Origin of the sequence: Lacticaseibacillus hegangensis, from assembly GCF_003946465.1 — a bacterium.
Taxonomy (GTDB): Bacteria; Bacillota; Bacilli; order Lactobacillales; family Lactobacillaceae; genus Lacticaseibacillus; species Lacticaseibacillus hegangensis.
Map to the genome: position 1 here is coordinate 24848 of NZ_RHOL01000018.1, position 23695 is coordinate 48542.

22 protein-coding genes and 1 riboswitch are annotated in these 23695 nt (G+C 57.2%); of the genes, 17 read left to right on the plus strand and 5 right to left on the minus strand.

Going from position 1 to position 23695, the window contains the following annotated elements:
* Positions 1–50 precede the first annotated feature (50 nt).
* From EKM86_RS06940 to EKM86_RS06955, 4 genes are all read left to right on the plus strand, one after another.
* A complete protein-coding gene (locus EKM86_RS06940; protein ID WP_125756427.1) occupies positions 51–773 on the plus strand; it encodes a WxL domain-containing protein in 723 nt (240 codons plus the stop codon).
* A gap of 71 nt (positions 774–844) precedes the next feature.
* Positions 845–1882 (plus strand): DUF916 and DUF3324 domain-containing protein, encoded by a 1038-nt coding sequence (locus EKM86_RS06945; protein ID WP_125756429.1) that lies wholly within the window; start codon positions 845–847, stop codon positions 1880–1882.
* Positions 1882–2202 carry an LPXTG cell wall anchor domain-containing protein gene (locus EKM86_RS06950; RefSeq protein ID WP_164506201.1) on the plus strand — a complete coding sequence of 107 codons (321 nt, stop codon included), beginning with the start codon at positions 1882–1884 and terminating at the stop codon, positions 2200–2202. The genes EKM86_RS06945 and EKM86_RS06950 overlap by 1 nt, the downstream gene beginning before the upstream one ends.
* Complete coding sequence (locus tag EKM86_RS06955; protein ID WP_125756433.1) at positions 2192–4057, plus strand: lectin-like domain-containing protein; 1866 nt, start codon at positions 2192–2194, stop codon at positions 4055–4057. The genes EKM86_RS06950 and EKM86_RS06955 overlap by 11 nt, the downstream gene beginning before the upstream one ends.
* A 62-nt stretch (positions 4058–4119) precedes the next feature.
* On the opposite strand, the gene EKM86_RS06960 is transcribed toward EKM86_RS06955, so the two are convergent.
* Together EKM86_RS06960 and EKM86_RS06965 are read right to left on the minus strand one after the other, a co-directional pair.
* Positions 4120–4863, minus strand: coding sequence for an amino acid ABC transporter ATP-binding protein (locus EKM86_RS06960; protein ID WP_125756435.1), 744 nt, complete (start codon positions 4861–4863; stop codon positions 4120–4122).
* 13 nt (positions 4864–4876) lie between these two features.
* Positions 4877–6463, minus strand: a complete 1587-nt coding sequence (locus EKM86_RS06965) for an ABC transporter permease subunit (protein ID WP_125756478.1) — start codon at positions 6461–6463, stop codon at positions 4877–4879.
* Positions 6464–6581: 118 nt separating this feature from the next.
* A riboswitch (Lysine riboswitch) is annotated at positions 6582–6752 on the minus strand.
* Positions 6753–7293: 541 nt separating this feature from the next.
* On the opposite strand from EKM86_RS06965, the gene EKM86_RS06970 reads away from it, so the two are divergent.
* The 12 genes from EKM86_RS06970 (at position 7294) to EKM86_RS07025 (ending at position 18556) form a co-directional block, all read left to right on the plus strand.
* Positions 7294–8268, plus strand: a complete 975-nt coding sequence (locus EKM86_RS06970) for a PTS sugar transporter subunit IIB (RefSeq protein WP_125756437.1) — start codon at positions 7294–7296, stop codon at positions 8266–8268.
* 42 nt (positions 8269–8310) lie between these two features.
* The gene (locus tag EKM86_RS06975; RefSeq protein ID WP_056989243.1) at positions 8311–9135 is read left to right on the plus strand and encodes a PTS mannose/fructose/sorbose transporter subunit IIC; all 825 of its coding nucleotides are present in this window, start codon (positions 8311–8313) and stop codon (positions 9133–9135) included.
* A gap of 18 nt (positions 9136–9153) precedes the next feature.
* Complete coding sequence (locus EKM86_RS06980) at positions 9154–10098, plus strand: PTS system mannose/fructose/sorbose family transporter subunit IID (protein WP_374706428.1); 945 nt, start codon at positions 9154–9156, stop codon at positions 10096–10098.
* A 110-nt stretch (positions 10099–10208) separates the two neighbouring features.
* Positions 10209–10619 carry a DUF956 family protein gene (locus tag EKM86_RS06985; RefSeq protein ID WP_125756439.1) on the plus strand — a complete coding sequence of 137 codons (411 nt, stop codon included), beginning with the start codon at positions 10209–10211 and terminating at the stop codon, positions 10617–10619.
* 155 nt (positions 10620–10774) lie between these two features.
* The gene (locus EKM86_RS06990) at positions 10775–11470 is read left to right on the plus strand and encodes a response regulator transcription factor (RefSeq protein WP_125756441.1); all 696 of its coding nucleotides are present in this window, start codon (positions 10775–10777) and stop codon (positions 11468–11470) included.
* Positions 11460–12845 (plus strand): HAMP domain-containing sensor histidine kinase, encoded by a 1386-nt coding sequence (locus EKM86_RS06995; RefSeq protein ID WP_125756443.1) that lies wholly within the window; start codon positions 11460–11462, stop codon positions 12843–12845. The genes EKM86_RS06990 and EKM86_RS06995 overlap by 11 nt, the downstream gene beginning before the upstream one ends.
* A gap of 90 nt (positions 12846–12935) precedes the next feature.
* Entirely contained in the window at positions 12936–13073 is a 138-nt protein-coding gene (locus EKM86_RS07000) for a teichoic acid D-Ala incorporation-associated protein DltX (RefSeq protein WP_125756445.1), read from the plus strand.
* A 9-nt stretch (positions 13074–13082) separates the two neighbouring features.
* On the plus strand, positions 13083–14585 hold the full coding sequence (dltA, locus tag EKM86_RS07005; RefSeq protein ID WP_125756447.1) for a D-alanine--poly(phosphoribitol) ligase subunit DltA: 1503 nt from the start codon (positions 13083–13085) through the stop codon (positions 14583–14585).
* Entirely contained in the window at positions 14585–15793 is a 1209-nt protein-coding gene (gene dltB, locus EKM86_RS07010; RefSeq protein ID WP_125756449.1) for a D-alanyl-lipoteichoic acid biosynthesis protein DltB, read from the plus strand. Before dltA ends, dltB begins: the two co-directional genes overlap by 1 nt.
* An 81-nt stretch (positions 15794–15874) precedes the next feature.
* Positions 15875–16108 (plus strand): D-alanine--poly(phosphoribitol) ligase subunit DltC, encoded by a 234-nt coding sequence (gene dltC / locus EKM86_RS07015; RefSeq protein ID WP_125756451.1) that lies wholly within the window; start codon positions 15875–15877, stop codon positions 16106–16108.
* Positions 16108–17358: a D-alanyl-lipoteichoic acid biosynthesis protein DltD gene (gene dltD / locus EKM86_RS07020; protein ID WP_125756453.1), complete on the plus strand. Its 1251-nt coding sequence runs from the start codon at positions 16108–16110 to the stop codon at positions 17356–17358. The genes dltC and dltD overlap by 1 nt, the downstream gene beginning before the upstream one ends.
* 4 nt (positions 17359–17362) lie before the next feature.
* Entirely contained in the window at positions 17363–18556 is a 1194-nt protein-coding gene (locus EKM86_RS07025; RefSeq protein WP_125756455.1) for a serine hydrolase domain-containing protein, read from the plus strand.
* Positions 18557–18604: 48 nt separating this feature from the next.
* On the opposite strand, the gene argH is transcribed toward EKM86_RS07025, so the two are convergent.
* The 3 genes from argH to EKM86_RS07040 all read right to left on the minus strand — a co-directional run bounded on the left by argH (position 18605) and on the right by EKM86_RS07040 (position 22768).
* On the minus strand, positions 18605–19990 hold the full coding sequence (gene argH / locus EKM86_RS07030) for an argininosuccinate lyase (RefSeq protein ID WP_125756457.1): 1386 nt from the start codon (positions 19988–19990) through the stop codon (positions 18605–18607).
* Positions 19990–21210 carry an argininosuccinate synthase gene (locus EKM86_RS07035; RefSeq protein WP_125756459.1) on the minus strand — a complete coding sequence of 407 codons (1221 nt, stop codon included), beginning with the start codon at positions 21208–21210 and terminating at the stop codon, positions 19990–19992. Before EKM86_RS07035 ends, argH begins: the two co-directional genes overlap by 1 nt.
* A 94-nt stretch (positions 21211–21304) precedes the next feature.
* Complete coding sequence (locus tag EKM86_RS07040; protein ID WP_125756461.1) at positions 21305–22768, minus strand: ABC transporter substrate-binding protein/permease; 1464 nt, start codon at positions 22766–22768, stop codon at positions 21305–21307.
* Positions 22769–22947: 179 nt separating this feature from the next.
* Here EKM86_RS07040 and yycF point away from each other — a divergent pair, with 179 nt between their 5' ends.
* Positions 22948–23658 carry a response regulator YycF gene (gene yycF / locus EKM86_RS07045; RefSeq protein WP_125756463.1) on the plus strand — a complete coding sequence of 237 codons (711 nt, stop codon included), beginning with the start codon at positions 22948–22950 and terminating at the stop codon, positions 23656–23658.
* Positions 23659–23695: the final 37 nt, after the last annotated feature.

Below are 23695 nucleotides of genomic sequence, written 5' to 3' on the forward strand. Positions count from 1 at the left end.
GTGTGTGTTGACCAATTATTGAGTGATGTTAATTAGGGAGGGTAATCAGAATGAAGAAGACATTATTTGTGACGGCCGCGGTTGTGGCCATGACCGCGGCTGGGGCGTTGGTTGGGGCGCAAACAGTTTTCGCCGCCGATGCAGTAGGGAAATCGAATGCTGAATTTAATGTGGTTGCTGGTAACGGGGGAACTGACGGTGGGGACACTGGGGATGATAAGGATTTGATCCTCAACCAGATCCCGGATCTTCGTTTTACACTAAACGGCAGCGATCCTACTGTTGGCAACCTCATGAACGGTAGCATCTTGAGTTATACAGATGGTGCGGTGAAGAAGCAGATTGATCCGGTGGATAAGGCGGAAAATCAAATTGGTGCCATCAAGATTCTGGACTACCGCGGCACCAACGCTGGGTGGAATTTATCAGCCACCATGGCTTCCCCATCAAATGGCTCAAGTACACTGACCGGGACACTTCACATCAATGCCCCCGTTACAACATTTAGTAATGTTAATGTCCCTGATAATGGGAAAGTGCTTACGGCTGATTTGACTGCCGATGGTAAGGAGTCCGCTATGGTTTGGAATGCCAATGCTGGGACCCCTGCTACAGGAGATACTGAGGCGACTCCAGGAGAAGGCACCGGTGTCAATTTGGCAACCGTTGATGGTAAAACAACTTTTAAAACCGACGCAAATGCCAATGCGACCAAGGGCCAGTATGATGCCACTATTACCTGGACGTTGGCTGGCACACCTGCGATCAAGTAATCTCTGCGGGTGACACCTTGACGGCCAAGGACTTACCTTGGTCGTTTTGCTTATAGATTGGGGGAACAGGCGTGAAGGTGCGGAAATGGTTAATGGGTGCGATCCTGATCGCCGGCAGTTTTTGGCTGCAAACCGGGCACGTGGTTCAGGCGGAAGGGGCCAGTTTTTCAGTGGCACCGCAGATTCCGGAGAATCAGCGCTCAGCAGTCTCGAATTACTATGATCTGGTGGTGAAGCCAGGGGCGACGCAGAACCTATCGCTTTCGGTTACCAACCGGACGGCGGAAGTGCGGCACGTGCGCCTGAGTGTGACCGACGCATGGTCGCAGTCGAACGGGCAGGTCAGTTATGGCCCAGGTGCGCCGGCAGACGACTCGGCCGAGTATCGCCTGACCGAGTTGGCCCCGCCGCCGATGACGCTGACCCTGGCGCCCAAGGAAGTCAAAAATGTCACGGTCCCGCTCAAGATTCCGGAAGCCGGGTTCAGCGGTGCGCTGCTGGGCGCGCTGTACCTGGTGGATAATGAGCGCTCGGGCGGCGAAGATAGCGGCGGCGTGGCCATCAAAAACCGGTTCGCAACGGTCGTCGGGGTGCAGCTGCAAACCTCGACTGGCGCGATCAACAGTATCGTGCCGCATTTGAAACTGTTGAGGGTCGGGGCCGGTGTGCATGACAACCAGCCGTGCGTCCTTGCGACACTACAAAACGACCGGCCCACGTATTGGGGCAAAATGCACCTGAAGGCGACGGTCACCAAGCGCGATCAAAAGGCCGTCGTGATGCAGCGCGAGGCGGCTAATTACGCGGTCGCGCCGAACTCCCACTTTAATTTTGCGGTGACCAATCAGCAGGCGCTGGACCCCGGCGACTACACCCTGAATCTGGCGGTGACCGGGCCGCATGGGCAGTGGCAGTTTCGCCGTAATTTTTCCATTCTGGTTGGTGAAGCGGAGAGCATCAACAAAGAGGTCGGCCTCAAGCGGCGATTCGTCATGCCGTGGTGGGGTTGGGCGCTGATCGGACTCGCGCTTTTGTTAGTGGTCGCGGCGTGCTGGTGGGTGCTGCACCGGCCGAGCAAGTCGCTGCTTCGCGAAAGGAGGGAGGCATGATGCGCCGACTACACGTTGGGTTGATCGTGCTCGTACTGGCGGTGATTGCCGCGCCGGCTTCAATAGTGAGTGCAAGCGCCGGGTCGGGGGCGACCGTCGCCGAGTTTGTGGTAACCGGTAAAAGGCCGCCACAGCAGAAACCGGCGCCTCCGTCGGTTGTGCACTATTCCCCGCATGACCTGCTGCCTGGTACCGGTAACACGCGGCAGCTGCCGCACACCGGGGACCGGACTAACCACTGGCTCGTGATTCTTGGTGGGGTCATGATCGGCAGTTTGGGTCTAGCAGTCATGGTAAGGAGGGATGATCGTGAGGCATAAAAGTATTGCTCTCATCTCCCTCGTTATTGCGGGTGCCCTGGCTATCGGCAGTCAGATCGCAGTGGTTAAGGCCGCGCCCGCGGTAGATTACCTGCCTTGGCTGACCGGCTCATACCCAGAACCGATTGATCCCGCCACAGGGCTTCCGGCCTTTGTCCCGTTTGAAGAGGTGATGAGCCCCCTTTCTGGGACGAGGGACTCCAGCAAAGTCCTGACAAATGGAGATGGGAACCACGTCGCCGTGCAGGTGACCGACGGGCCGACCCAAAGTGGCTCAATCTGGAGCACTTACACGCTGGATTTGACCAAAAGCTTTGATGCACGGATGAATCTTTACTTTAATAACGGCACAAATCTGGGAGATGGCATGGCATTCGTCATGAGCGGCGCCAAACCAACCCAGGTCTATGGCATTGGCTCGGCGCTTGGTATCTGGCGGTCTCAGCTTAGAGATGGCGCGAAAATGGCCGCGCTGCCCAAGAGCTTTGCCATTGCCTTTGATACCACGGATAATCACGACCGCCAGGACCATAACGTTGTCCAAATGAAGGCGGGTCAGTACGTTGGTTGGGGCTATCCCGCGCAAACTAACCAGTCCGCCAAAAGCTTAGGAATGCTGGACACTGGGCTAGAAGACTTGCCGATTCAGTGGGCTTCGGGCAATAGTTATGGCGATCCGGGCTTGGGCGGCTACCAGGCACTCGACAATGCAATGACTGACGGCACGTGGCATCCGCTGCACATTCATTGGGAGGCAGCAGGTGACGGTGGCGGCACGTTTTCGTTTGATTTTGAGGTTGGCAGCGATGTAGTTAGCAAGTCGCTGACCTGGTCTCCGGATGATGTCTCGAAGTACTTCGACAGCACAACCGTCTACTGGGGCTTCACCGGGACGACTGGGGCTTACGTCGAAGACGCGGTGGTCGCTTTTCAGAGTATTCCCGGGGTGCTGGATAACAGTATGACAGCAGATGTGGCTACAGACGCTGTGTATCCGGGTACAACATTAAGCCAGAATTACACCATCACTTACGATCCAAACGCCAGTCTTCAGGCCTGGCCGCAGCCGAGCAACGGGCAGCAGAGTTCCTTGTACGCCCAGCTGCTAACTGGCAGCCACTACGGGTTTCTCATGGCTGACGACGGCAAAATCCACTTGGACCTGGGTGGCGGGAAGGAGCTGTTGGCCGAGAACGAATCCGGCGAACAACCCCGCGATATGACTGATCGGGCCGGTAACCCGGTGAGGGTCGTGAATAAAATTGCGCTGGATACCGTGCCGCCTTTTCCCAAAAACACGACGATGCAGGAACTTAAGTTCAGTGCCCCAATCATTGCGACCGATGTAGGTGGTGCTGAAACAGTGTCCGCTGGCACCGTAATTGGTAATAACGGCCAGGCAACGACAAACGTCTCTCTGCCTGCGGTGGTACCTGAGCCCTTAGCCCTCGACTCGGTGCCAAGTTTTACCTTTGGCGAAGGCAGCGCACAGAAAATTACGGTGGGTGAGCTGATTGATGGCCTGAACGCCAAGCCGGGCATTGCCTCAGGGAATATTTCTGCCGCGATCCCTGATGGCGCGACTAACCGCCTAACCGCCAAAATGGCGTCTTTTCAGCTAGGACCAGGTTACCAAGCCGGCAGCGCGCACCTGACTTTTAATTACAACGGCGCCATTCGCACGCTGACTGACGACAACAGCGAGACCGAGCTCTTTAATGTGACCGGCAGTCAGTTGCCCGATGGCGCCGTTTCGCAGCCGACGTTGACGATTGCGCCGTATCCACACGCGACCGTCGGCAAGCACAGCACCACGATTGATTGGACCTTGACGTCCACGCCTGTAATGAAGTAAACAGGGACGAAAAAAGGCAACCGACGCTGGTCGATTGCCTTAATTGGTTGAGTTGCGATGATTTAGATGCGGCTCAAATACCGCTTCAGGAAGTCCTGAGTGGCCTGCTCTTGCGGATGGCCGAACAGTTCGTCCGGCGTGCCGGTTTCCGCAATGACGCCTTCGTGCATGAAGACGACCTTGTCAGAAACGTCGCGGGCAAAAGCCATTTCGTGAGTGACAATGATCATCGTCAGCCCGGTGTGGGCCAGGGCGGTCATGGCATTCAACACGTCATCGACCATTTCGGGGTCGAGGGCCGAGGTCGGCTCATCGAACAGCAGCACCTCGGGGTCCATGGCCTCGGCGCGGGCGATGGCCACCCGCTGCTGCTGGCCGCCGGAAAGCTGGGCCGGCTTAGCATTGACGAACGGGTCCATGCCGACACTGTTCAGCAGCTCCAGGGCGTGCTTTTTCGCCTCATCGGCGCCGCGACTCAGGACGGTTTGCTGACCGACCATGACGTTTTGCAGCACGGTCAAATTGTTGAACAGGTTAAACGACTGGAACACCATGCCGACGTGGGCGCGGTAGAGCGGCAGGTTAAAATCATCGGTCAGGATGCTTTTGCCGTGGAACAAAATGTCGCCGGCCGTCGGGGTTTCGAGCAGGTTAATGTTGCGCAGCAGGGTCGACTTCCCGGAACCGGAGCGGCCGATGATCGACACCACCTGGCCCTTGTCGACTGACAGGTTGATGTCCTTCAAGACCTCGTGATTGCCGAAGGACTTTTTCAAATTACGCACTTCAATGATGGGTTCTGACATGTTTACGTCCTCCTTACTTGATCTTTGGGGTGTCAACTTGCATCTGATTGGTCATCAGGTCGTAATCCTTGGGCCCATCCATGCGCTTCTCAACCAGTCTGAACAGCCGGCTGATGGTGAAGGTGAGCAGCAGGTAGATGCCGGCGACGACCAGGTAGGTGTGGAAGAACTGGAAGTTCTGGCCGGCGACGGTTTCGGCGCTGAAGAACAGTTCGGAAACCGAGATGACGGACAGCACTGACGTATCCTTGATGTTGACGATGAATTCGTTGGTGACGGCCGGCAGGGAATTGCGAATCGCCTGCGGCAGGATGACCTTGGTCATGGTCTGCCAGTGGGTCATGCCCAGCGCGTGGGCGGCCTCGAACTGGCCGGAATCGACGGAGGTGATGCCCCCGCGGATGATTTCGGAGATGTAGGCCCCGGTATTAATGGAAACAATGAACAGGGCGGCCACGGTGCGGTCCATGTTGACGTGGAAGGCGAGGGCGGCGCCGTAGTAGACGACGGCGGCCTGCACGATCATTGGCGTGCCCCGGAAGACTTCAATGTAAACGGCCAGCAGCCAGTTGCCGATGGCGCGCAGACCGCGCTTGCCGCGGCTCTTTGGCACCGGTGTGGTGCGGGCAATGCCGACGAGCAGGCCGATCAAAAAGCCCACGACGGTCCCAATCAGGGAGATGAACAGCGTCATGCCGGTCCCGCGTAGGAGCATTGGGCCGTACTGCTTGAGCAGGGCGATAAACCAGTTGCCCTGACTGGTGGTCGACGGCTGGTTGGCCACGGCCTCGTTCATGAGCTGGTCGCGCTGCTTTTGAGAGATCTTGGCCAGCTCGGCGTTGATCTTGGCCTTGTCCGGATCGTTCTTGCGGACCCCGATTGCCAGATCCACATCCTCCGGGTTGGTCTTGAAGCCATTTTTCTTGGAGAAGCGCAGGTAGGTCAGATCAGGGTTGGCGTTTTCGGCGGTGATGCCTTCGGGAACTTCGGAGACATACCCGTCGATGGTGCCGGATTCCAGCGCCACCCGCATGGCCGGGAAGTTATCCATGGCGGGTTCCTTGATGACACCCTTCATTTGCTTAATGGCCTGATAGTGGAAGGTCGACAGCTGCGCCGTGATTTTGGCGTTCTTGAAATCATTGATGCTCTTGGCCTTGGCGTACTTGCTGTCGCGGCGCACCACGACGGTCAGCTTGCTGGCGTAGTAGGTATTGGTAAAATCGATGGTTTTGCGGCGCTCAGGCGTCGGGCTCATGCCGGCAATGATGGCGTCGATCTTGCCGGAGGTCAGAGCCGGCGGCAGGCCGTTCCAGGACGTTTTGACGACGACGACCTTTTTATTCAAGGCCTTGGCGACCTTCTTGGCCATCTGCACGTCGTACCCGTTGGCGTAGTCCGAGCTGCCCTGGATCTTGACGGCGCCGTTGGCAGCCGTGTTTTGGGTCCAGTTGAACGGTGCGTAGCCGGCCTCCATGCCGACCTTGAATGTGCCTTTGGTGGCCGCGCCAACGTGCTGCGACGTCCCCGAGGCGATGCCCGCCACCATGGCGAGCAGTGCGAGTCCGCTGACAAGGCGGCCCCAGAAATGCTTCTTCATCATTAAAAACTCCCTTCGTGTTGTCCCAAGTTGACTTGGTGAACCACGCGGGAAATAGAGAAGTAAAAAGGTCGGCCTATATGTGAAATAGGCCGACCGATGATTTCAGTGGTTAAACCAGAATCATAGCGCTCCGAAGCTAGGCTTCGACAGTCCAGCGGGTTTCCCCAAACTGGCCCAACGCGTCTTGCCCCTGTGGCAGGATACGTTTCGGCGGATTCGCTTACGGCTGATTCAACGTGACAGGCACTCCTCAGCGTTCGTCGTTTCCGCGACCTCTATTTCTTAGTGGTAAATTCAGTTGTCGTTTGCCAGTTTATGCGTCTGAAAACGCCGTGTCAAGGCGGCTTACAAAGATAACGGTTTCAGCGGGCGGCCGGTCCTGGCCGAGTGTCACATCCGGTGAACACCATGGTGGTGGGCACAGGCGGCAAGCGCGGCAGGCTTCCGTCACATTTGCTCGGGGCGCGGTCGCGGTTTCTATGAATTATTTTACTAACTAAAGGTTTATTCTTCTATTAGAATGTTGCGTGCGACCGGCCGGTTGGGCGACCTAGCCCTAGGGAACGCAGAGGCTGGTACCCGTTTCAGACCAGACTGGTCCGGTTCGCGGCCTTAGCCAAATTTAATCATAAAAATTTTTTAGCCGAGAGCCTTAGAAAAAAGTGAGCTTTCATGAAAACGATTGTTTTTTCGCAGGGGTAAACCTTTGCAATCGCAACCATTTTTGTGCATACTAACTGTCGGACATGTGACACGTCACCCTTGGTTTGACCTAAACCCGAATGGTGGCGCTATCATGTCTAAATACATATAGGAGGCGACAAACAATGGTCGGAATCATCCTTGCTAGCCACGGCGATTTTGCCAAAGGCATTATGCAATCAGGTCAGATGATCTTCGGTGAGCAGAAGAATGTTGAAGCAGTGACATTCCAGCCCAACGAGGGTCCAGACGACTTGAAAGCACACCTCGAGGAAGCCATTGCGAAGCTCGACTCAGATGATCAGGTCCTGTTCCTTATCGATTTGTGGGGCGGTTCTTCGTTCAACCAGTCTAACGGGTTGTTCGAGCAACACAAAGATAAGTGGGCCATCGTCACTGGGCTGAACTTACCAATGCTCATCGAGGCATACGGTTCCCGTTTGTCCATGGATTCAGCGCACGATATTGCGGCGCACATTATTGAGTCAGGTAAAGACGGTATCAAAGTCAAGCCTGAAGAACTGGCACCAAAGGCGGCGCCTGCTGCAGCACCAGCACAGCACGTCAGCGGCGGTAAGCCAGGGAAGATGAGTTACGTTCTGGCTCGGATCGACTCTCGTCTGCTTCACGGGCAAGTTGCGACGGCTTGGAGCAAAGAGACCAAGCCAACGCGGATCATTGTTGTATCGGACGGTGTCGCACACGACAAGCTGCGTAAACAGCTGATCACTGAAGCGGCTCCATCAGGTGTTAAGGCTCACGTCATTCCAATTGATCAGATGATCAAGATCGCCAAAGACGACAAGCACTTCGGCGGCGAAAAAGCGTTGCTATTATTCGAAACACCGGAAGACGCGAAAAAGGCCATTGACGGCGGCGTGCCGCTGAAGGAACTGAACGTTGGTTCCATGGCGCACTCAGTTGGCAAGGTTCAGCCGAACAAGGTTCTGGCCTTTGACCAGACCGACATCGACACGTTCAGGGCCTTGGAAAAGGAAGGCGTCACCTTCGATGTTCGGAAGGTCCCAACCGACAACAAGGACAACATGGACGCGATCCTCAAGAAGGCGCAAGACGCGCTGGATGCACAGAACAAGTAGCAATAGATTATATTCCTAATTAAATTTAAGGAGGATATTCACATGGATTTGAACTTTCTTCAAATCATCGGGGTCCTCATCGTGGCGTTCCTGGCAGGGATGGAAGGGGTTCTTGATGAATTCGAATTCCATATGCCAGTTGTAGCGTGCACGCTGATCGGGTTGGTCACTGGCCAGCTCATGCCTTGCCTGATTTTGGGTGGGACCTTACAGATGATTGCCCTTGGCTGGGCGAACGTTGGTGCCGCGATTGCACCTGACGCTGCCTTGGCCTCAGTTGCTTCTGCTATTATTCTGGTTCTTGGCGGTCAGGGCCGCGCCGGAGTTAACTCCGCGATCGCCCTTGCGGTTCCGCTGGCGGTTGCCGGCTTGCTGCTGACCACCTTGGTTCGTACGGTTGCGACCGCGGTTGTCCACCTGATGGACCACGCGGCCGAAGAAGGCAGCTTCAAGATGCTGGACTTCTGGCAGTACGTTGCCATTGCTTTGCAGGGTCTGCGTATCGCGATCCCTGCCGGCTTGATCCTGGCTGTTGGTGCCGGTCCTGTTCGTTCTCTGCTTGGCCTCATGCCTAAGTGGTTGACGGATGGTCTGGGCATCGGTGGTGGCATGGTCGTTGCCGTTGGGTACGCCATGGTTTTGAACATGATGGCGACCCGCGAAGTATGGCCATTCTTCATCATCGGTTTCGTTTTGGCAACCATTTCCCAGTTGACCCTGATCGGCCTTGGCGCGATCGGTGTGTCCCTGGCGCTGATCTACCTGACCCTGTCCAAGATGGGCGGCTCTTCTAGCAGCAATGGCGGCTCTTCTGACAACAATGGTGGCTCCGGCGATCCAGTCGGCGACATCATCGACAACTATTAGAGAAGGAGGTAGAAAAATATGGCTGATACAGCTGAAGTACAAGCAAGTTTGGCTGAACACAAGTACAGTTTGACGAAAGCTGACCGGATGAAGGTTTGCTGGCGTTCTACCTTCCTTCAGGGTTCATGGAACTACGAACGTATGCAAAATGGTGGCTGGTGCTACTCCTTGGTTCCTGCCATCAAGAAGCTCTACACGAAGAAGGACGACCAGATCGCCGCTTTGAAGCGGCATATGGAGTTCTTCAACACTCACCCGTACCTGGCTTCACCGGTTATCGGTGTGGTCCTGGCGCTGGAAGAGGAACGTGCCAATGGCGCCCCAATCGATGACGTTGCCATCCAGGGCGTTAAGGTCGGCATGATGGGTCCTCTGGCCGGTGTCGGCGACCCAGTCTTCTGGTTCACCGCTCGTCCTATCCTTGGTGGTCTGGCTGCGTCCTTGGCGCTGGCTGGGAACATCATGGGCCCAATCATTTTCTTCGTCGTTTGGAACCTGATGCGTGTGGCCTTCATGTGGTACACTCAGGAATTCGGCTACAAGGCCGGGTCACGGATCGCGGACGACATGTCCGGTTCGCTGCTGCAGGATGTTACCAAGGGTGCTTCGATCCTGGGTATGTTCATCCTGGGTTCTCTGATCAACCGTTGGGTCACAGTTAAGTTCACCCCAGTGGTTTCCACGATCACCCAGCAAAAGGGTGCTTACATCGAATGGTCGAAGCTGCCAAAGGGTGCTGCCGGCATCAAGCAGGCGCTGACTGACCAAGCAAACGGGTTGGCGCTTGACAAGATGAAGGTCACCACGCTGCAGAACAACTTGGATCAGCTGATTCCAGGGCTGGCAGCGCTGCTGCTGACACTGCTTTGCATGTGGCTCCTCAAGAAGAAGGTTTCCCCGATTATCGTTATCCTGGGCCTCTTCGTTGTTGGTATTGTGTTCCATGTCTGGGGTCTCATGTAAGTTCAGACCTCTCGGCCTCGGGGCGGCTGCTCCGAGGCTTTTCTTTTTGATGCGAGCACCGCGGGTTCGCGGCGTATAATAGACAGTAAAGTGGTAAAAGAGGGATATCGATGCAACAACCAGTGAAGTCAATCAATACGAAAGTCGACTTGACCGTCGATGCCACATCCTACATGGGCATTGCCGATTACGGCAAAATGATGATCGGCGATCGCGGTCTCGAATGGTACGCCGACAAAAACGTCCAGAAGTACATCCAGATTCCTTGGGGTGAGGTGACGTTCGTTGAAGTCACGGTGATGTTTAAAGGCAAGTACATTCCCCGCTTTACCGTTCACACCAAAACCAGCAGCAGCTTCCCGTTTGCCACGCGCGATCCCAAGCGCACGCTGCGCGCGATCCGCGTGTACGTGGACCCGAAGAACTTAGTGCAGTCGCGGACTTTTCTCAAGATCCTCGGCGGCTACCTGCGCAACATCAAGGCCCGGTATTTTTCCAAAGATAAACAGGCCAAAGATTAGGTTTGCTGAGCCCCTGCCCGTCGCGGCAGGGGCTTTTTGCTGTCTGACAGTGCCAGTAATTACCCGGGGAATAGTTAAGATAACAGAAGTGAAAGGTGGTTGGCTCGAACCGGGTGATAGACTGGATAAAGACTGTAGTGGAAGAGGTGGCCAAAGTGGCGGCAACGATTCTTTTGGTGGAAGACGAGGCGGGGCTGATTTCGTACCTGGATTCTGAATTACATTTTGAGGGCTACACGGTCCTGACGGCCCAGGACGGGCAGGCGGCCTGGGACACCTGGCAGACTAAGCAGGCGGCGATCGACCTGATTCTGTTGGACTGGATGATCCCCAAACTGGACGGCCTGGAGGTCATGCGGCGCGTCCGCAAAACCTCGGACGTGCCGATTATGATGATGACAGCGCGTGATTACGTCGGGGATAAGGTGGCCGGGTTAGATAACGGAGCGGATGATTACATCACCAAGCCGTTTGAAATCGAGGAGCTGCTGGCGCGCATTCGCGTCCTGATTCGCCGCGGGCAAAAACTGGTGCCAGCCACTTACACGGTCGGGGATCTGGTGCTCGACACCAAGGCGCGTCAGGTGCGCCGCGCCGGTCAGCTCGCCCAGCTGACGCAGCGGGAGTATGACCTGCTGCTGGTGCTGATGCAGCACCGCGGGGCGGTCTGCTCGCGCGATCAGCTGCTTGACGCGGTGTGGGGTACCGAGTTTGATGGCCAGGCTAACATCGTGGATGTCTACGTCCGCTACCTTCGCCAGAAACTGGAGTGCCCTGGCGAACCGGCGCTGATCCAAACCGTGCGCGGGGTCGGCTACATGCTCGAAGAGGCAGCGGCCCATGCCAAATAGGAGCAGCAGCGCTGTCCGGATGGCGCGCGCCTACAACGGGTTGATTATTGCCCTGATGGTGATGATCTTTGTTTCGGTGATCAGTGTGGTCGGCGGGCGCTTGATCAAAAACAAGCGCGATGACGCCGTGCAGGTGATGACGACGCTGCAGCACACGTTTGCCAACCACGAGCCCGACTGGGACTACTGGCGCGACAACGCGCCGCTGAACACGCGGCTGACGTTTGTCCGCGTGCGGGTCCGCCAACCCGATGGGCAAGTGACCGATTACTACACGCGGCACACCAAGGATTTTCTCGAGGATAACTTCAGCACCTGGCCGCTGTTCTCAAACGTCCAGTATCAGCGCGGCCAGGGTGTTTACTACCATGTCCGCAAGGTGGTCGACCAAAGCGGCTGGCGAACGACGTATTCGGTGTGGCTCAGCTTGAATAATATGATCGAGATCTTCAAGCTGATCTTGTTGATGACGCTGTTGGTCACGGCCGTTGGGGTGATCCTCGGGACGCTGGGGACCAAGTGGCTGGCTAAGCGGCTCAACCGCCCGCTGGTGGCGCTGACGCAGGCGACCAAGCAGATCACGGACCAGCCTGACTCGAGTTATCACGAGCGTCTGCCAGTACCTGAAGCGCCGCAGGAAGTGCGTGAACTGTCGCAGGAGTTCAACCGGCTGCTGCACTCGTTGAATGACCAGGTGATCCGCGACAACCAGTTCGTCTCCGACGCGTCGCACGAGTTGCGCACGCCGCTGACGGCCATCCGCGGGCACGTCGCGCTGCTGCGGCGCCACGGCCAGGCTCACCCCGAGCTGATCCCGGATTCCTTGGCCGTGATCGACGACGAATCAATGAAAATGCAAAAGCTGATCGAAAGCCTGCTGGCCCTGTCGCGCATGGATCACGCCGAGGTCCAGGTAGCCCCGTTTGACCTTGCCGGGCTGACCCGCCGCGTGGTCAGCCGCTTTTCGCCTCAAAGCAAGCAGACGCTCAAAGTTGTGCTCCCTGAGCAGCTGCCGGTTCTCGCTAACGCGGAAAGCGTCGAGCACGCACTGTTATCTTTGCTTTCAAACGCCAACAAGTATGTGCCGGCTAACACTATTGTCACCGTGAGCGGCGAAAAAGTGGGCGGCCACGTCGAGCTCAGCGTGGCTGACCTGGGCCCCGGGATCCCGGACAGCGAAAAAAGCCACGTCTTTGACCGCTTTTTCCGGCTGGATGAATCCCGGTCCAAGGCCATTTCTGGCACCGGTTTGGGGCTGGCCATCACCCGCCGGCTGATCACACTAAGCGGCGGGACGATTCGCGTGGTCGATAATCAGCCGCGCGGCAGCCGCTTCATCATTAATCTAAAAACACCGGATTCTGAAAATCTCTAATGTGACCTTTAGAAACCGCTCCTGACCGAATAAGCAATGACCGCTACACTGTGGTCGTTGCTTATTTTTTTATGCCAAGGAGGCTTCCCGATGAAACCATTCTTTGCCCGGCACGGCGTCCGGTTTGTGTTAAAAACGTTATTTTACGCCGTGGTGCTGCTGGCGCTGGTGTACCTGTACAGCTATCGCGGTGTTGCCGGTGGGCACTTTATCTATAACGAATTCTAGGAGGCACCTATGAAATCTCTGATCGAAATCATTGATGAGATCGCCCTGTCCCATCCCGACTGGCCCGCAGTCAACACGCTCGGCGACCTCAAAACCTACGGCGAGCTCAAGGCCGCCTCAGACGGTATCGCCGCTGCGCTGCAGGCGCAAAGGCTCCCCGCCAAGGCGCCGCTGATGGTGTACTGCGACCAAAGCTTCACCGCGGTCGCCACGTTTTTGGGCTGCGTGAAGGCGGGTCATGCCTACATTCCGGTCGGCAGCCACTCACCTAACGACCGCCTGACCATGATCGAGGAAATCGCGCATCCGGCACTGGTGCTGGCGACGATCCCGCTGCCGTTGACACTGCAGACCAAGACCGTCGAAGCGGCTCAATTACGCGAAATGATGACCACGGCGCCGGTGGAGAACGCGGCGCTTGCGGCAGACGATAATTTTTACATCATCTTCACCAGCGGGACGACCGGGCAGCCCAAGGGGGTGCAGATCTCGCACGCCAACCTGATCTCGTTTGTGTCCTGGATGGCGAGCTTCAAACTGCCGCGCCGGCCGCGGATGCTGGCCCAGGCGCCGTTTTCCTTCGACCTGTCGGTGATGTCCCTGTACCCGACACTGACGTCCGGTGGCTGCCTGCAGATCCTGCCCAAGGAGAAAACGGACAACCTGAAGGCACTGTTTGAAACGCTGCCGCATGTGCCGGTCGACGTCTGGGTCTCAACGCCCAGCTTTGTCGACATTTGCCTGTTGTCGCCGCTGTTTGACGCGACCGCTTATCCTGCGCTCAAGCAGTTTTACTTCTGCGGCGAGGAGCTGACCCACGCGACCGCCGAAAAGTTGCGCCAGCGCTTCCCGCAGGCCAAGCTCTACAACACCTACGGGCCAACGGAGGCCACCGTGGCGGTGACGGCGATTCAGATCACGGATGCCGTGCTGGCCGATTACCCGCGGCTGCCAATTGGTTACGCCAAGCCCGACACCACGATGACGCTCGTGCCCGGCACCGTTCGCGAGGAGGACGATCAGCAGGTCGGCGAGCTGGAGATTATCGGCCCCAGCATCTCCAAGGGGTACCTGAACCGGCCGGAGAAAACTGCGGCGGCGTTCACCGAAGAACACGGCATGCGCGGCTATCGCACTGGGGACTTGGGCACGATTGCCGAGGACGGGCTGATTTTCTACCGCGGCCGGACCGATTTTCAAATCAAGCTCAACGGCTACCGCATCGAGCTGGAGGAAGTCGATCACTACCTCAACCAGGCGCCGATGATCCACCAGGCCGTCGCCGTGCCGAAGTACAACGCCGAGCATAAGGTCCAGCAGATGCTGGCCTATGTTGTGCCAGCGGCAGGCGAGGAAGGCGGGCTGGCGTTGACCAAGAAAATTCGGGCGCATCTGCAGCAGGTGATGATGCCCTACATGATCCCACAGCGTTTCATCTACAAGGACAGTCTGCCGCTGACGCAAAACGGTAAGGTCGCGGTCAAGGCGCTCATCAGTGAGGTCAATGCCTAATGCTGAACCTACAACCTTACGCGGATCCGCAGTACTTCCTGCTCCTGATGCTGGGGCTGCTCCCGGTCATGATCGGGTTGTACCACGGGCGCCGCTTCAAAACGTACGAAACCCTGATTTCACTGCTGTTTATCATCCTGATGTTCACCGGCGCCAAGTGGCAGCAAGGCGTGGCGCTGATCGGATACATACTGTGGCAGCTGGCCATCGTGTTCGGCTACTTGCATTACCGCAAGCAGCGTAATCAAACAGGGGTGTTTGTGCTCACCGTTTTGCTCAGCATCCTGCCGCTGGTCATCGTGAAGGTGACCCCGGCTGTCGTACTGCACCCGTCGCTGCTGGGTTTTCTGGGGATCTCGTATCTGACCTTCAAGGCGGTGCAGGTGATCATGGAGCTGCGCGACGGCACGATGAAGGACGTTGAGCTGATGCCATTTCTGCGGTTCATGCTGTTCATGCCGGTCATCTCCAGCGGCCCGATCGACCGCTACCGGCGTTTCCAAAAAGACTACGAGCAGGTGCCCGAACGGACGCAGTATTTAGGAATGCTGGAACGCGCAATTTGGTACCTGTTCCTGGGCTTCTTTTACAAGTACATGCTCGGCTACCTGTTTGGCACGGTACTGCTGCCGCGCATCGAGTTTTCGGCGCTGGCCGCGCGGCACATGTACTGGCTGGGCCTCAGCCCGGCGCTGATCGGCGTCGCCTTCGTCTACTCGATGTACCTGTTCTTTGATTTTGCCGGGTACTCGCTGTTTGCCGTCGCCACCAGTCTGGTGATGGGGATCGACACGCCGATGAACTTCAACCGGCCGTTTCAGGCGCATAACATCAAGGATTTCTGGAATCGCTGGCACATGACCCTGTCGTTTTGGTTCCGCGACTTCATTTTCATGCGCGTGACCTTCTTCATCATGAAGCACAAGCTGATCAAAAACCCGATCCGGGTCTCCCAGGTCGCCTACCTGATCAACTTCCTGATCATGGGCTTCTGGCACGGGGTGACCTGGTACTACATCGTTTATGGCCTGTTTCACGCCTGCGCGATTATCATCAACGACATCTGGCTGCGCTTCAAGAAAAAGCACCGCAAGCAGCTACCGCACAACCGCTGGACCGAGGCTTTGGCCATCGCGACCACCTTCTGCGTCGTCTGCTTCAGCTTCCTGATCTTTTCGGGATTTTTGAATACGTTGTGGTTTAAGTAAGGCTGCGAAGCGGGGCGGTTTTAGCCCGCCGAGCGCGACTAGGTGCACTCACTATCTTTTCAACAAAAGGAGAACTCAATCATGGATAAAAAAGCTACTGTACTCTCAATTTTGAACGATCTCACCGGTGAGGACTTCACCAACAACCTGGACGAAGACTTATTTGCCTCGGGCCTGATCGACTCGATGGACACGGTGCAACTGCTGCTTCAGCTGCAATCCCAACTGGGGATGGACGTGCCGGTGTCCGAGTTTGACCGCAACCAGTGGAACACGCCAGCCAAGATCATCAAGAAAGCCGAGGACGCGGACTAATGACAAGGCGCCTCTGGCAGATTTTTGGCCCGGTCATCCTGGCCGCCTTGCTGGTGGTCGGCATTTTGCTGGCCCCGCTGCCAAATGGTCACATCAGTAAAACGCGGCTGCAGGCGGATGCGGTCTCCCTGTCGCCGAATGTCCTTGGCGGCGCCAGGGTCAAAGCGCAGGCGCTGGCCCAGCATTACGTGCCCTTTTTGGGCTCGTCGGAGCTGGCGCGGATGGACCCGTTCCACCCGTCGACGCTGGCCGCCAAGTACCACCGGCCATACCAGCCGCTGCTTTTGGGCAATCCGGGCACCCAGTCGCTGACCCATTTTGTGGACGACCAGTCTGAACTTAACCAGCTCAAAGGCAAGAAAGTCGTCTTCATCGTGTCGATGCAATGGTTTACCAGGCAGGGGCAGATCCCGGCGGCCTTCGACATGTATTACTCGCCGCTTCAGCTTTCCACCTGGCTGCTGCGGGCGAAGGGGAACGTTGCCGACCGGTATGCGGCCCGCCGCCTGCTCCAAATGAATGCCCCGGCCAAAAGCACGCTCGACCGGCAATCGCTGTATCAAATTGCCGCTGGGCGGCCAGTGAGGGGCTGGGCGCGGCTGGCGCTTCAGGCACGGCTGCGCATGCTGAACAATGAGGATCAGCTGTTTTCCCGGTTCACGCATTCGACCAATTGGCGGAGGATCAAAGACGGGGAAAAGCAGCTGCCGGCTAAGGATGAGCCGCAACAACTGGAACAACTCGCTGGCAAAATCGCCAAGAATAAGACTAAGCACAATCGGTTAGGGATTGACGATACTTTTTACCGCCAGCGCCTTGGGCATGGCAAGCTGGCCTCACTCCGCGGCAGTCAGCGTCACTTCGAGTACCGGTACGGGCCGGAGTACGGTGATTTTGAACTGCTGTTGCAGCAATTTGCGAAAAATCACACGACGGTCCAGTTCATCATTCCGCCGATCAACGCCAAGTGGGCGGCATACACTGGGCTGCCAATGGGGAACTATGCGCAAGCGGTCGCCAAGCTGAAGTACCAGCTCGCCAGTCAAGGGTTTACACACGTTGAGGACCTGAGCCGAGACGGCGGACAGCCTTACTTCATGCAGGACACGATCCACTTGGGCTGGCGCGGCTGGCTGGCGGTCGACCAGACCGTTGACCCGTTTTTGACCCAGCCGCAGCCGGCGGAACACTACCACCTGAATGATGCGTTTTTTGGCACCACTTGGGCGAACACGACTAATGTGAGGTAATTGGATGAGAAGTGCGCAACATCAAAAACGCCACATACAGGCGGTTCGCTTGCGCCTGGCGGTCCTTGCGATTACAGCCATCTGCTTGCTTGGCGCGGGGTTTGCCCTGGGCCGCGTAACGGCACCCAAAACGGCGGCCAAAGCGCCCGCTCAGGTGCACCGCGGCCGGTCCGCAGCTAAGCGCGCTGCCGCGAAGACGGTGTCTGCGGTGCCGCGAGCCATTAACCCCAATATTGAACAAACGCTGAAAACGAATCTGCAGGCCCAGAATTTTTCCGGCACAGCGATTGTGATCAAGCACGATAAGCTGGTCGCTTCGGTGAGCCTGGGGCAGGCGAGTGTGAAAAGGCACCTCGCCAACCGTGAGGACACCATGTTTGAAATTGATTCGCTGCAGAAAAGCCTGACTGCAGGCCTGGTGATGCGGCTGATCGACGCGGGCAAGCTGAAGCTGACCACGCCGATTGGGGATTACTACCCGCGCTTCAAGCGCGTGCCGCAGCTGACGGTGGGGGCACTGCTGCAAATGCATTCCGGGCTCAAACAGGCCCCGATGGCCACGCCGCACTACCAGTCGGACGCACAGTTGGTCGATTATGTCGCCAGACACCTGACCTTCGTCCCTAAGCAGTTCGGGACTTGGGCCTACACGCCCGCGAACTATGTCCTCATGGCGGGCATCGTGGAACAAATCACCGGGCAGTCGTATGAGGCGCTTTTCAAACAGACCTATATCGACCGGCTTCACCTGAAGCAGACTGTGATGGCATACCAGCTGGACCCGACGAGCAACTACGCCTCGGGGTATCTTCTTCAAGGTGCCAACCCTTACGCGACGCAGCAGCTGACCAGCCTTGACCAGATGCACGCTGAACTCGGTACTGGGCAAGTCTACATGAGTGCGCTGGACTTCTACCGAGCGACGCGCTCATTGGTGACCGGCAGTTTGCTCAAAGGAAGCCGGGCACAAATCTATCGCCCGGGCACGCCTGCCTTGATGTATGACGGCGGGTTTTATCAAAATGTGCCCGGTTTCCTGCGTGCCAACGGGTCTGGCTACGGGTACATGACCACACTGCAGCTGTCGGTAGATGGGAAAGACGCCGTGGTGATCCTGGGCAATGTGCAGGGCCGCAATCGCAATGCGATCAATGACCTGGCCGGACAGCTCCGGCAGCAGTTTCTGACCACAAAATAAAATTAGGACCCTGCAACTGAGCAGGGTCCTAATTTTGACTTCGTATGATCAGTGGTGCGCGGCAATGATCTGCTTGGCGCGCGCCACTTCTTTGTTGACGTTGGTGACGGCCGTGCCGCCGAGGCTGGTGCGGCGATTGACCGCGGCCTCAGACGTCAGTTCTTGGTAAACGTCCTCTTGGATCTGCGGGGCAGCGTCCTGAAGCTCGCTCAGCGGCATATCCTGCAGGCTCTGGTGCGTTTCGATGCCGTGCAGGACCAACTTGCCGACGATGCCGTGGGCGGTGCGGAACGGCATGCCCTTGGTCGCCAGGTAGTCGGCCAGCTCGGTGGCGTTGCTGAAGTCGTTCTTGGTCGCATCGTGCATTTTTTCCTTGTGGACCTTCACGGATTCCAGCATGCCGGCGAAAATATGCAGCGAGCCTAGGATCGTGTTGTAGGTGTCGAACACGGGCTCCTTGTCCTCCTGCATGTCCTTGTTATAGGCCAGCGGCAGGCTCTTCATCGTGGTGAGCAGGCCCATCAAGGCGCCGTACACGCGGCCGGTTTTGCCCCGGACCAACTCGGCGAAGTCGGCGTTCTTCTTCTGCGGCATGATCGAGCTGCCGGTGGCGAACTTGTCGTCCATTTCGATGTAGTTGAACTCGTAGGTGCACCAGAGGATCAGCTCTTCGGCTAGCCGACTCAGGTGTTCCATCAGGATCGCGGCGTTGCTCAGAAATTCCAGGGCAAAGTCACGGTCGGACACGGCGTCAAGGCTGTTATGGTATACCTGATCGAAGCCGAGCTCTTCGGCGACGTACTCGCGGTCGATGGGGAAGGTGGTGCCGGCCAGTGCGGCGGCGCCCAGCGGCAGCATATCCGTGTGCTTCTGGTTGAATTCGAAGCGTTCATAGTCGCGCTGCAGCATTTCAAAATATGCCAGCAGGTAGTGCCCGTAGGTGATCGGTTGGGCGTGCTGCATGTGGGTGTAGCCCGGCATGATGGTGCCGGCGTTTTCCTCGGCCTTTTCCACCAGCACGGTTTGCAGGTTGGTGATGGCTTCCTTGATCTCTGGCAGGCGGTTCTTCAGCCACAGGTGAAAGTCGGTGGCCACCTGATCGTTGCGAGAACGCGCGGTGTGCAGCTTGCCGGCGACCGGGCCGATCAGGTCGGTCAAAAGGCTCTCCATGTTCAGGTGGATGTCTTCGTTTTCAACGGTGAAGTGCAGCTCGCCGGCCTCAAGCTTTTGCATTAACGTGTTAAGGCCGTCTTCGATGGTCTTGGCGTCTTCCGCGGGGATGATGGCCTGTTTGCCGAGCATTTTAACATGGGCGATGGAGGCGGTCAGGTCTTCTTTGGCCATTTGCTGGTCAAAAGAGATCGACGCGCCGAACTTATCGACCCATTCGGCCGCCTTGGCGGTAAACCGGCCGCCCCAGAGCTTATCGGTCATTACTTATCCTCCGGCTTCTGTGAGTGCACGTGGTTGACTTCCTCGTAAACGGTGGCCGGCAGGGTCCAGAGTTTGATGAAGCCGGCCGCGGCCTCCTGGTCGAAGGTGTCGGCAGAGGTGTAGGTCGCGAGGTTCTCGTCGTACAGGGAGTTGGTGTCCGACTTGCGCGCCACCGGTACGGCCGAGCCTTTGTACAGCTTCATCTTGACGACGCCGTTGACGACCTTTTGGGTGTCGTCAACAAAGGCCATCAGGCTGTCAAACAGCGGGGTGATCCACTTGGCCTCGTAGATCATGTTGGTCAGCTGCTGCTCGATCAGCGGCTTGTAGTGGGCGACGTCACGCTCCAGCGTGAGGTTTTCCATTTCGTGGTGGGCCGCCATGATCACCGCGGCAGCCGGGGCCTCGTAGACTTCGCGCGACTTGATGCCGACCATGCGGTTTTCAATTTTGTCGATGCGGCCGATGCCGTTGTCGCCGGCCAGCTTGTTCAAGGCCTTAATGAGGTCCGAGAGCTTCATCTGCTTGCCGTCGATGGCGACAGGGATGCCTTTTTCAAACGTCAGATCGAGAAAGGTTGGCTTGTCCGGTGCCTCTTCAGGCGAGACGGTCATGCCCCAAGCGTCGTCCGGCGCCTGGTTCCACGGGTTTTCCAAAATGCCGGCTTCGTTGGCGCGGCCCCAGAGGTTGGCGTCGATCGAGTACGGCGACTTCTTGCCGATTGGGACCGGGACGTTGTGCTCCTTGGCGTAGTCGATTTCTTCCTCACGGGACCAGTGGAAGTCGCGGATCGGGTCCTCGATTTTAAGCTGCGGATCCAGCGCGTGGATGGCGGCCTCAAAGCGGACCTGGTCGTTGCCCTTGCCGGTGGAGCCGTGCGCGATGGCAACGGCGCCGTGCTGGTGGGCGATCTCGACCAGGTGCTTGATGATCAGCGGCCGCGACAGGGCGGAAACCAGCGGGTAGTCGCCTTCGTACAAGGCGTTGGCCTTGATGACAGGTGTCACGTACTCGTCCGCAAACTCGTCTTGCGCGTCAATCGCGTAGCTCTCAATGGCGCCAACTTGTTTGGCCTTTTTTTGAATGAAGTCCATGTCGGCGTTCGGCTGGCCGACGTTCAGGCAGGCGGCGATGACGTCGTAGCCTTTGTCCTGCAGCCACGGAATGGCCACGGAAGTATCCAAGCCGCCAGAATATGCCAACACGATTTTTTCAGTCATAAAAGAATTCCTCCTAAAAGTTTAGTACTCGCTTACATCATAACGCCCCGCGGCTGCTCGCGGGGCGCGTTTAACCATTTAGTTCAAGTTGAAGCTAGTTCATGCGGTGTTCCACAAAGCCCAACGCGCGGCTGAGGATGAAGGTCATGGCGAAGTAAATCAAGGCCACGATCATGATCGGGAAGAACGGCTCAAACGACGCGCCTTGCACGGTGGTGCCTTCAAACATCAGCTCGGTCGCGCCGATGACGGACAGGACGGACGATTCCTTGATGTCAGTGACAAACTCGTTGCCAAGCGCCGGCCAGATGTTCTTGACGGCCTGCGGCAAAACCACGTAGCGGGTGGTTTCCCCGTTGCTCAGGCCCAGGCTGCGCGCGGCTTCGGTTTGCCCGATCGGCACGGAGTTTAGGCCGGAGCGGATGATCTCGGCGACATACGCGCCGGAGTTGATGCCCATGGCGATCGCGCCGGAAACAAAGGCGGAGAGGTTTAGGCCGAGGACTTGCAGGCCGAAGAAGACGATGAAGGCCTGAACCATCAGCGGTGTGCCGCGAATGAATTCAACATAAACCACGGCGATGGCCTTGAGGAGCCAGAGGCTGGAGCGGCGCATCAAGGCGAGGATGGTGCCAAGGATGGTCCCGGCGATGACGGTCAGCAGTGCAAACAGTAAGGTGTAAAGGGCACCTTTGATGAAGAAGCTGCTGTACTTGGACCAGAAGCTGTTGCTCTGGTTTTGCAGCTTGTAAGCTTGGCTCATCCAGCCGGCCCACAGGTGGTCTTTGCGAACCTTGTTGATGGTGCCGTTGACCTGGTTGGTCATGGCGGTGTCGCCTTTTGCCAGCGCGACGACGGTTGGGGCTTTCCCAGTGGCAAACTTAGGATCGATGATCTTCAGACTCGGGGTCTTTTCGACGTAAGCGCCGGCCACGATGTTGGACATGACGCCGGCGTCGATCTTGCCGTACTCAACCTGCGCGATGACGTCGTTGGCTTTTTCCAGCGGCACGATCTTGGCGCCTTGCAGTTCGGCCTTGGCGATTTGTTCCTGCGTGGACTGCTTTTGGGCCCCGACTTTTTTGCCGGAGAAGTCCGCGATGTTCTTATACTTGGAAGCCTCGTCTTTTTTGACGACCATGATCTGCTTCTCTTCTGTGTAAGACTTGGAGAAGTTGACCTGCTTGGCGCGTTCAGGCGTGGCACTCATGCCGGAGATGACCATGTCGACTTTGCCGGTCTTCAAGGCGCCAATCAAGGCGTCAAAGCCCATTTCCTTAATCTGCAGCTTCACGCCCATGTCTTTGGCGATCTGCTTGGCCAGGGAAATGTCGGCGCCGACGATGGTATCCGAGCCATCAACCGTGGCGTGGAACTCCAGCGGTGCGTAGTCCGCGGACACGCCCAAAATGACGTAGCCGCGCTGCTTGATTTTTTGCACCGAACTCGTGCCGCTGCCCGCCGCCGCGACCGGCTGGGCGTTAGATGTGGTGAGTGCCGTGCCGGCTACCAGCAGCGCCGCCAGCAGGCCGATGACCCAACGATAAAGTTTATGCATAAGTGCCAACCCCTCAAACTTGAATTTTTAATGAATATATACCCATTTTGGAAAATATGCAAGTAAAATTGAGAAATATGCAAAATATATTCAAGATGCAGTCAGATTCTCCCGCTTTTGCCCCGTCTCTGCGAAACCGTTATAATGTAGGTAACACGTCTACGTTATGGAGGCCAATTATGGCAAAAAAGATCCTAGTGGTCGACGACGAAAAGCCGATCCTGGACATCGTCAAATTTAATCTGAATAAGGAAGGGTACGACGTTGTCACCGCGGAAGACGGTGAAGAGGCGCTGACCAAGGTGAGCGAGGAAAATCCCGACCTCATCATCCTCGATTTGATGCTGCCGAAGATCGACGGGCTGGAGGTGGCGCGTCAGGTGCGCAAGGACCACGACACCCCAATCATCATGCTGACGGCGAAGGATTCCGAGATCGACAAGGTCCTCGGACTGGAAATGGGCGCGGATGATTACGTCACCAAGCCGTTTTCCAACCGTGAGCTGGTGGCCCGGGTCAAGGCGAATCTGCGCCGCTCCGGCACGCCGGTGCAAGCCGAGGCGCAGGAGCCGGAGAATCAGGAGCTGACCGTCGGCGACCTGACGATTCATCCGGATGCTTACACCGTCACGAAGCGGGGCGAGAAAATTGAGCTGACCCACCGGGAGTTCGAACTGCTGCATTACTTGGCGCAGCACCTGGGTCAGGTCATGACGCGCGAGCACTTGCTGCAAACGGTTTGGGGCTACGATTACTTCGGCGACGTTCGGACCGTTGATGTGACGGTTCGCCGGCTGCGCGAAAAAATCGAAGACAACCCGTCCCATCCGGAGTGGCTGGTCACGCGGCGCGGCGTTGGGTATTATCTGAAGAACCCGAACGAGGAGTAGGCCAATCGTGCTCGGAGCGGCAACGCCCGAGTGTCCA

What these genes read in the sequence shown, in the direction of transcription:
- dltB (WP_125756449.1), top strand. Translation starts at nt 14,585, where the DNA reads ATGCTGAACCTACAACCTTACGCGGATCCGCAGTACTTCCTGCTCCTG.
- EKM86_RS06970 (WP_125756437.1), top strand. Translation starts at nt 7,294, where the DNA reads ATGGTCGGAATCATCCTTGCTAGCCACGGCGATTTTGCCAAAGGCATT.
- EKM86_RS07040 (WP_125756461.1), bottom strand. Translation starts at nt 22,768, where the DNA reads ATGCATAAACTTTATCGTTGGGTCATCGGCCTGCTGGCGGCGCTGCTG.
- EKM86_RS07025 (WP_125756455.1), top strand. Translation starts at nt 17,363, where the DNA reads ATGAGAAGTGCGCAACATCAAAAACGCCACATACAGGCGGTTCGCTTG.
- EKM86_RS06980 (WP_374706428.1), top strand. Translation starts at nt 9,154, where the DNA reads ATGGCTGATACAGCTGAAGTACAAGCAAGTTTGGCTGAACACAAGTAC.
- dltD (WP_125756453.1), top strand. Translation starts at nt 16,108, where the DNA reads ATGACAAGGCGCCTCTGGCAGATTTTTGGCCCGGTCATCCTGGCCGCC.
- EKM86_RS06960 (WP_125756435.1), bottom strand. Translation starts at nt 4,863, where the DNA reads ATGTCAGAACCCATCATTGAAGTGCGTAATTTGAAAAAGTCCTTCGGC.
- EKM86_RS06940 (WP_125756427.1), top strand. Translation starts at nt 51, where the DNA reads ATGAAGAAGACATTATTTGTGACGGCCGCGGTTGTGGCCATGACCGCG.
- dltC (WP_125756451.1), top strand. Translation starts at nt 15,875, where the DNA reads ATGGATAAAAAAGCTACTGTACTCTCAATTTTGAACGATCTCACCGGT.
- EKM86_RS06950 (WP_164506201.1), top strand. Translation starts at nt 1,882, where the DNA reads ATGCGCCGACTACACGTTGGGTTGATCGTGCTCGTACTGGCGGTGATT.
- EKM86_RS07000 (WP_125756445.1), top strand. Translation starts at nt 12,936, where the DNA reads ATGAAACCATTCTTTGCCCGGCACGGCGTCCGGTTTGTGTTAAAAACG.
- EKM86_RS06985 (WP_125756439.1), top strand. Translation starts at nt 10,209, where the DNA reads ATGCAACAACCAGTGAAGTCAATCAATACGAAAGTCGACTTGACCGTC.
- EKM86_RS06995 (WP_125756443.1), top strand. Translation starts at nt 11,460, where the DNA reads ATGCCAAATAGGAGCAGCAGCGCTGTCCGGATGGCGCGCGCCTACAAC.
- dltA (WP_125756447.1), top strand. Translation starts at nt 13,083, where the DNA reads ATGAAATCTCTGATCGAAATCATTGATGAGATCGCCCTGTCCCATCCC.
- EKM86_RS07035 (WP_125756459.1), bottom strand. Translation starts at nt 21,210, where the DNA reads ATGACTGAAAAAATCGTGTTGGCATATTCTGGCGGCTTGGATACTTCC.
- EKM86_RS06965 (WP_125756478.1), bottom strand. Translation starts at nt 6,463, where the DNA reads ATGAAGAAGCATTTCTGGGGCCGCCTTGTCAGCGGACTCGCACTGCTC.
- EKM86_RS06975 (WP_056989243.1), top strand. Translation starts at nt 8,311, where the DNA reads ATGGATTTGAACTTTCTTCAAATCATCGGGGTCCTCATCGTGGCGTTC.
- argH (WP_125756457.1), bottom strand. Translation starts at nt 19,990, where the DNA reads ATGACCGATAAGCTCTGGGGCGGCCGGTTTACCGCCAAGGCGGCCGAA.
- yycF (WP_125756463.1), top strand. Translation starts at nt 22,948, where the DNA reads ATGGCAAAAAAGATCCTAGTGGTCGACGACGAAAAGCCGATCCTGGAC.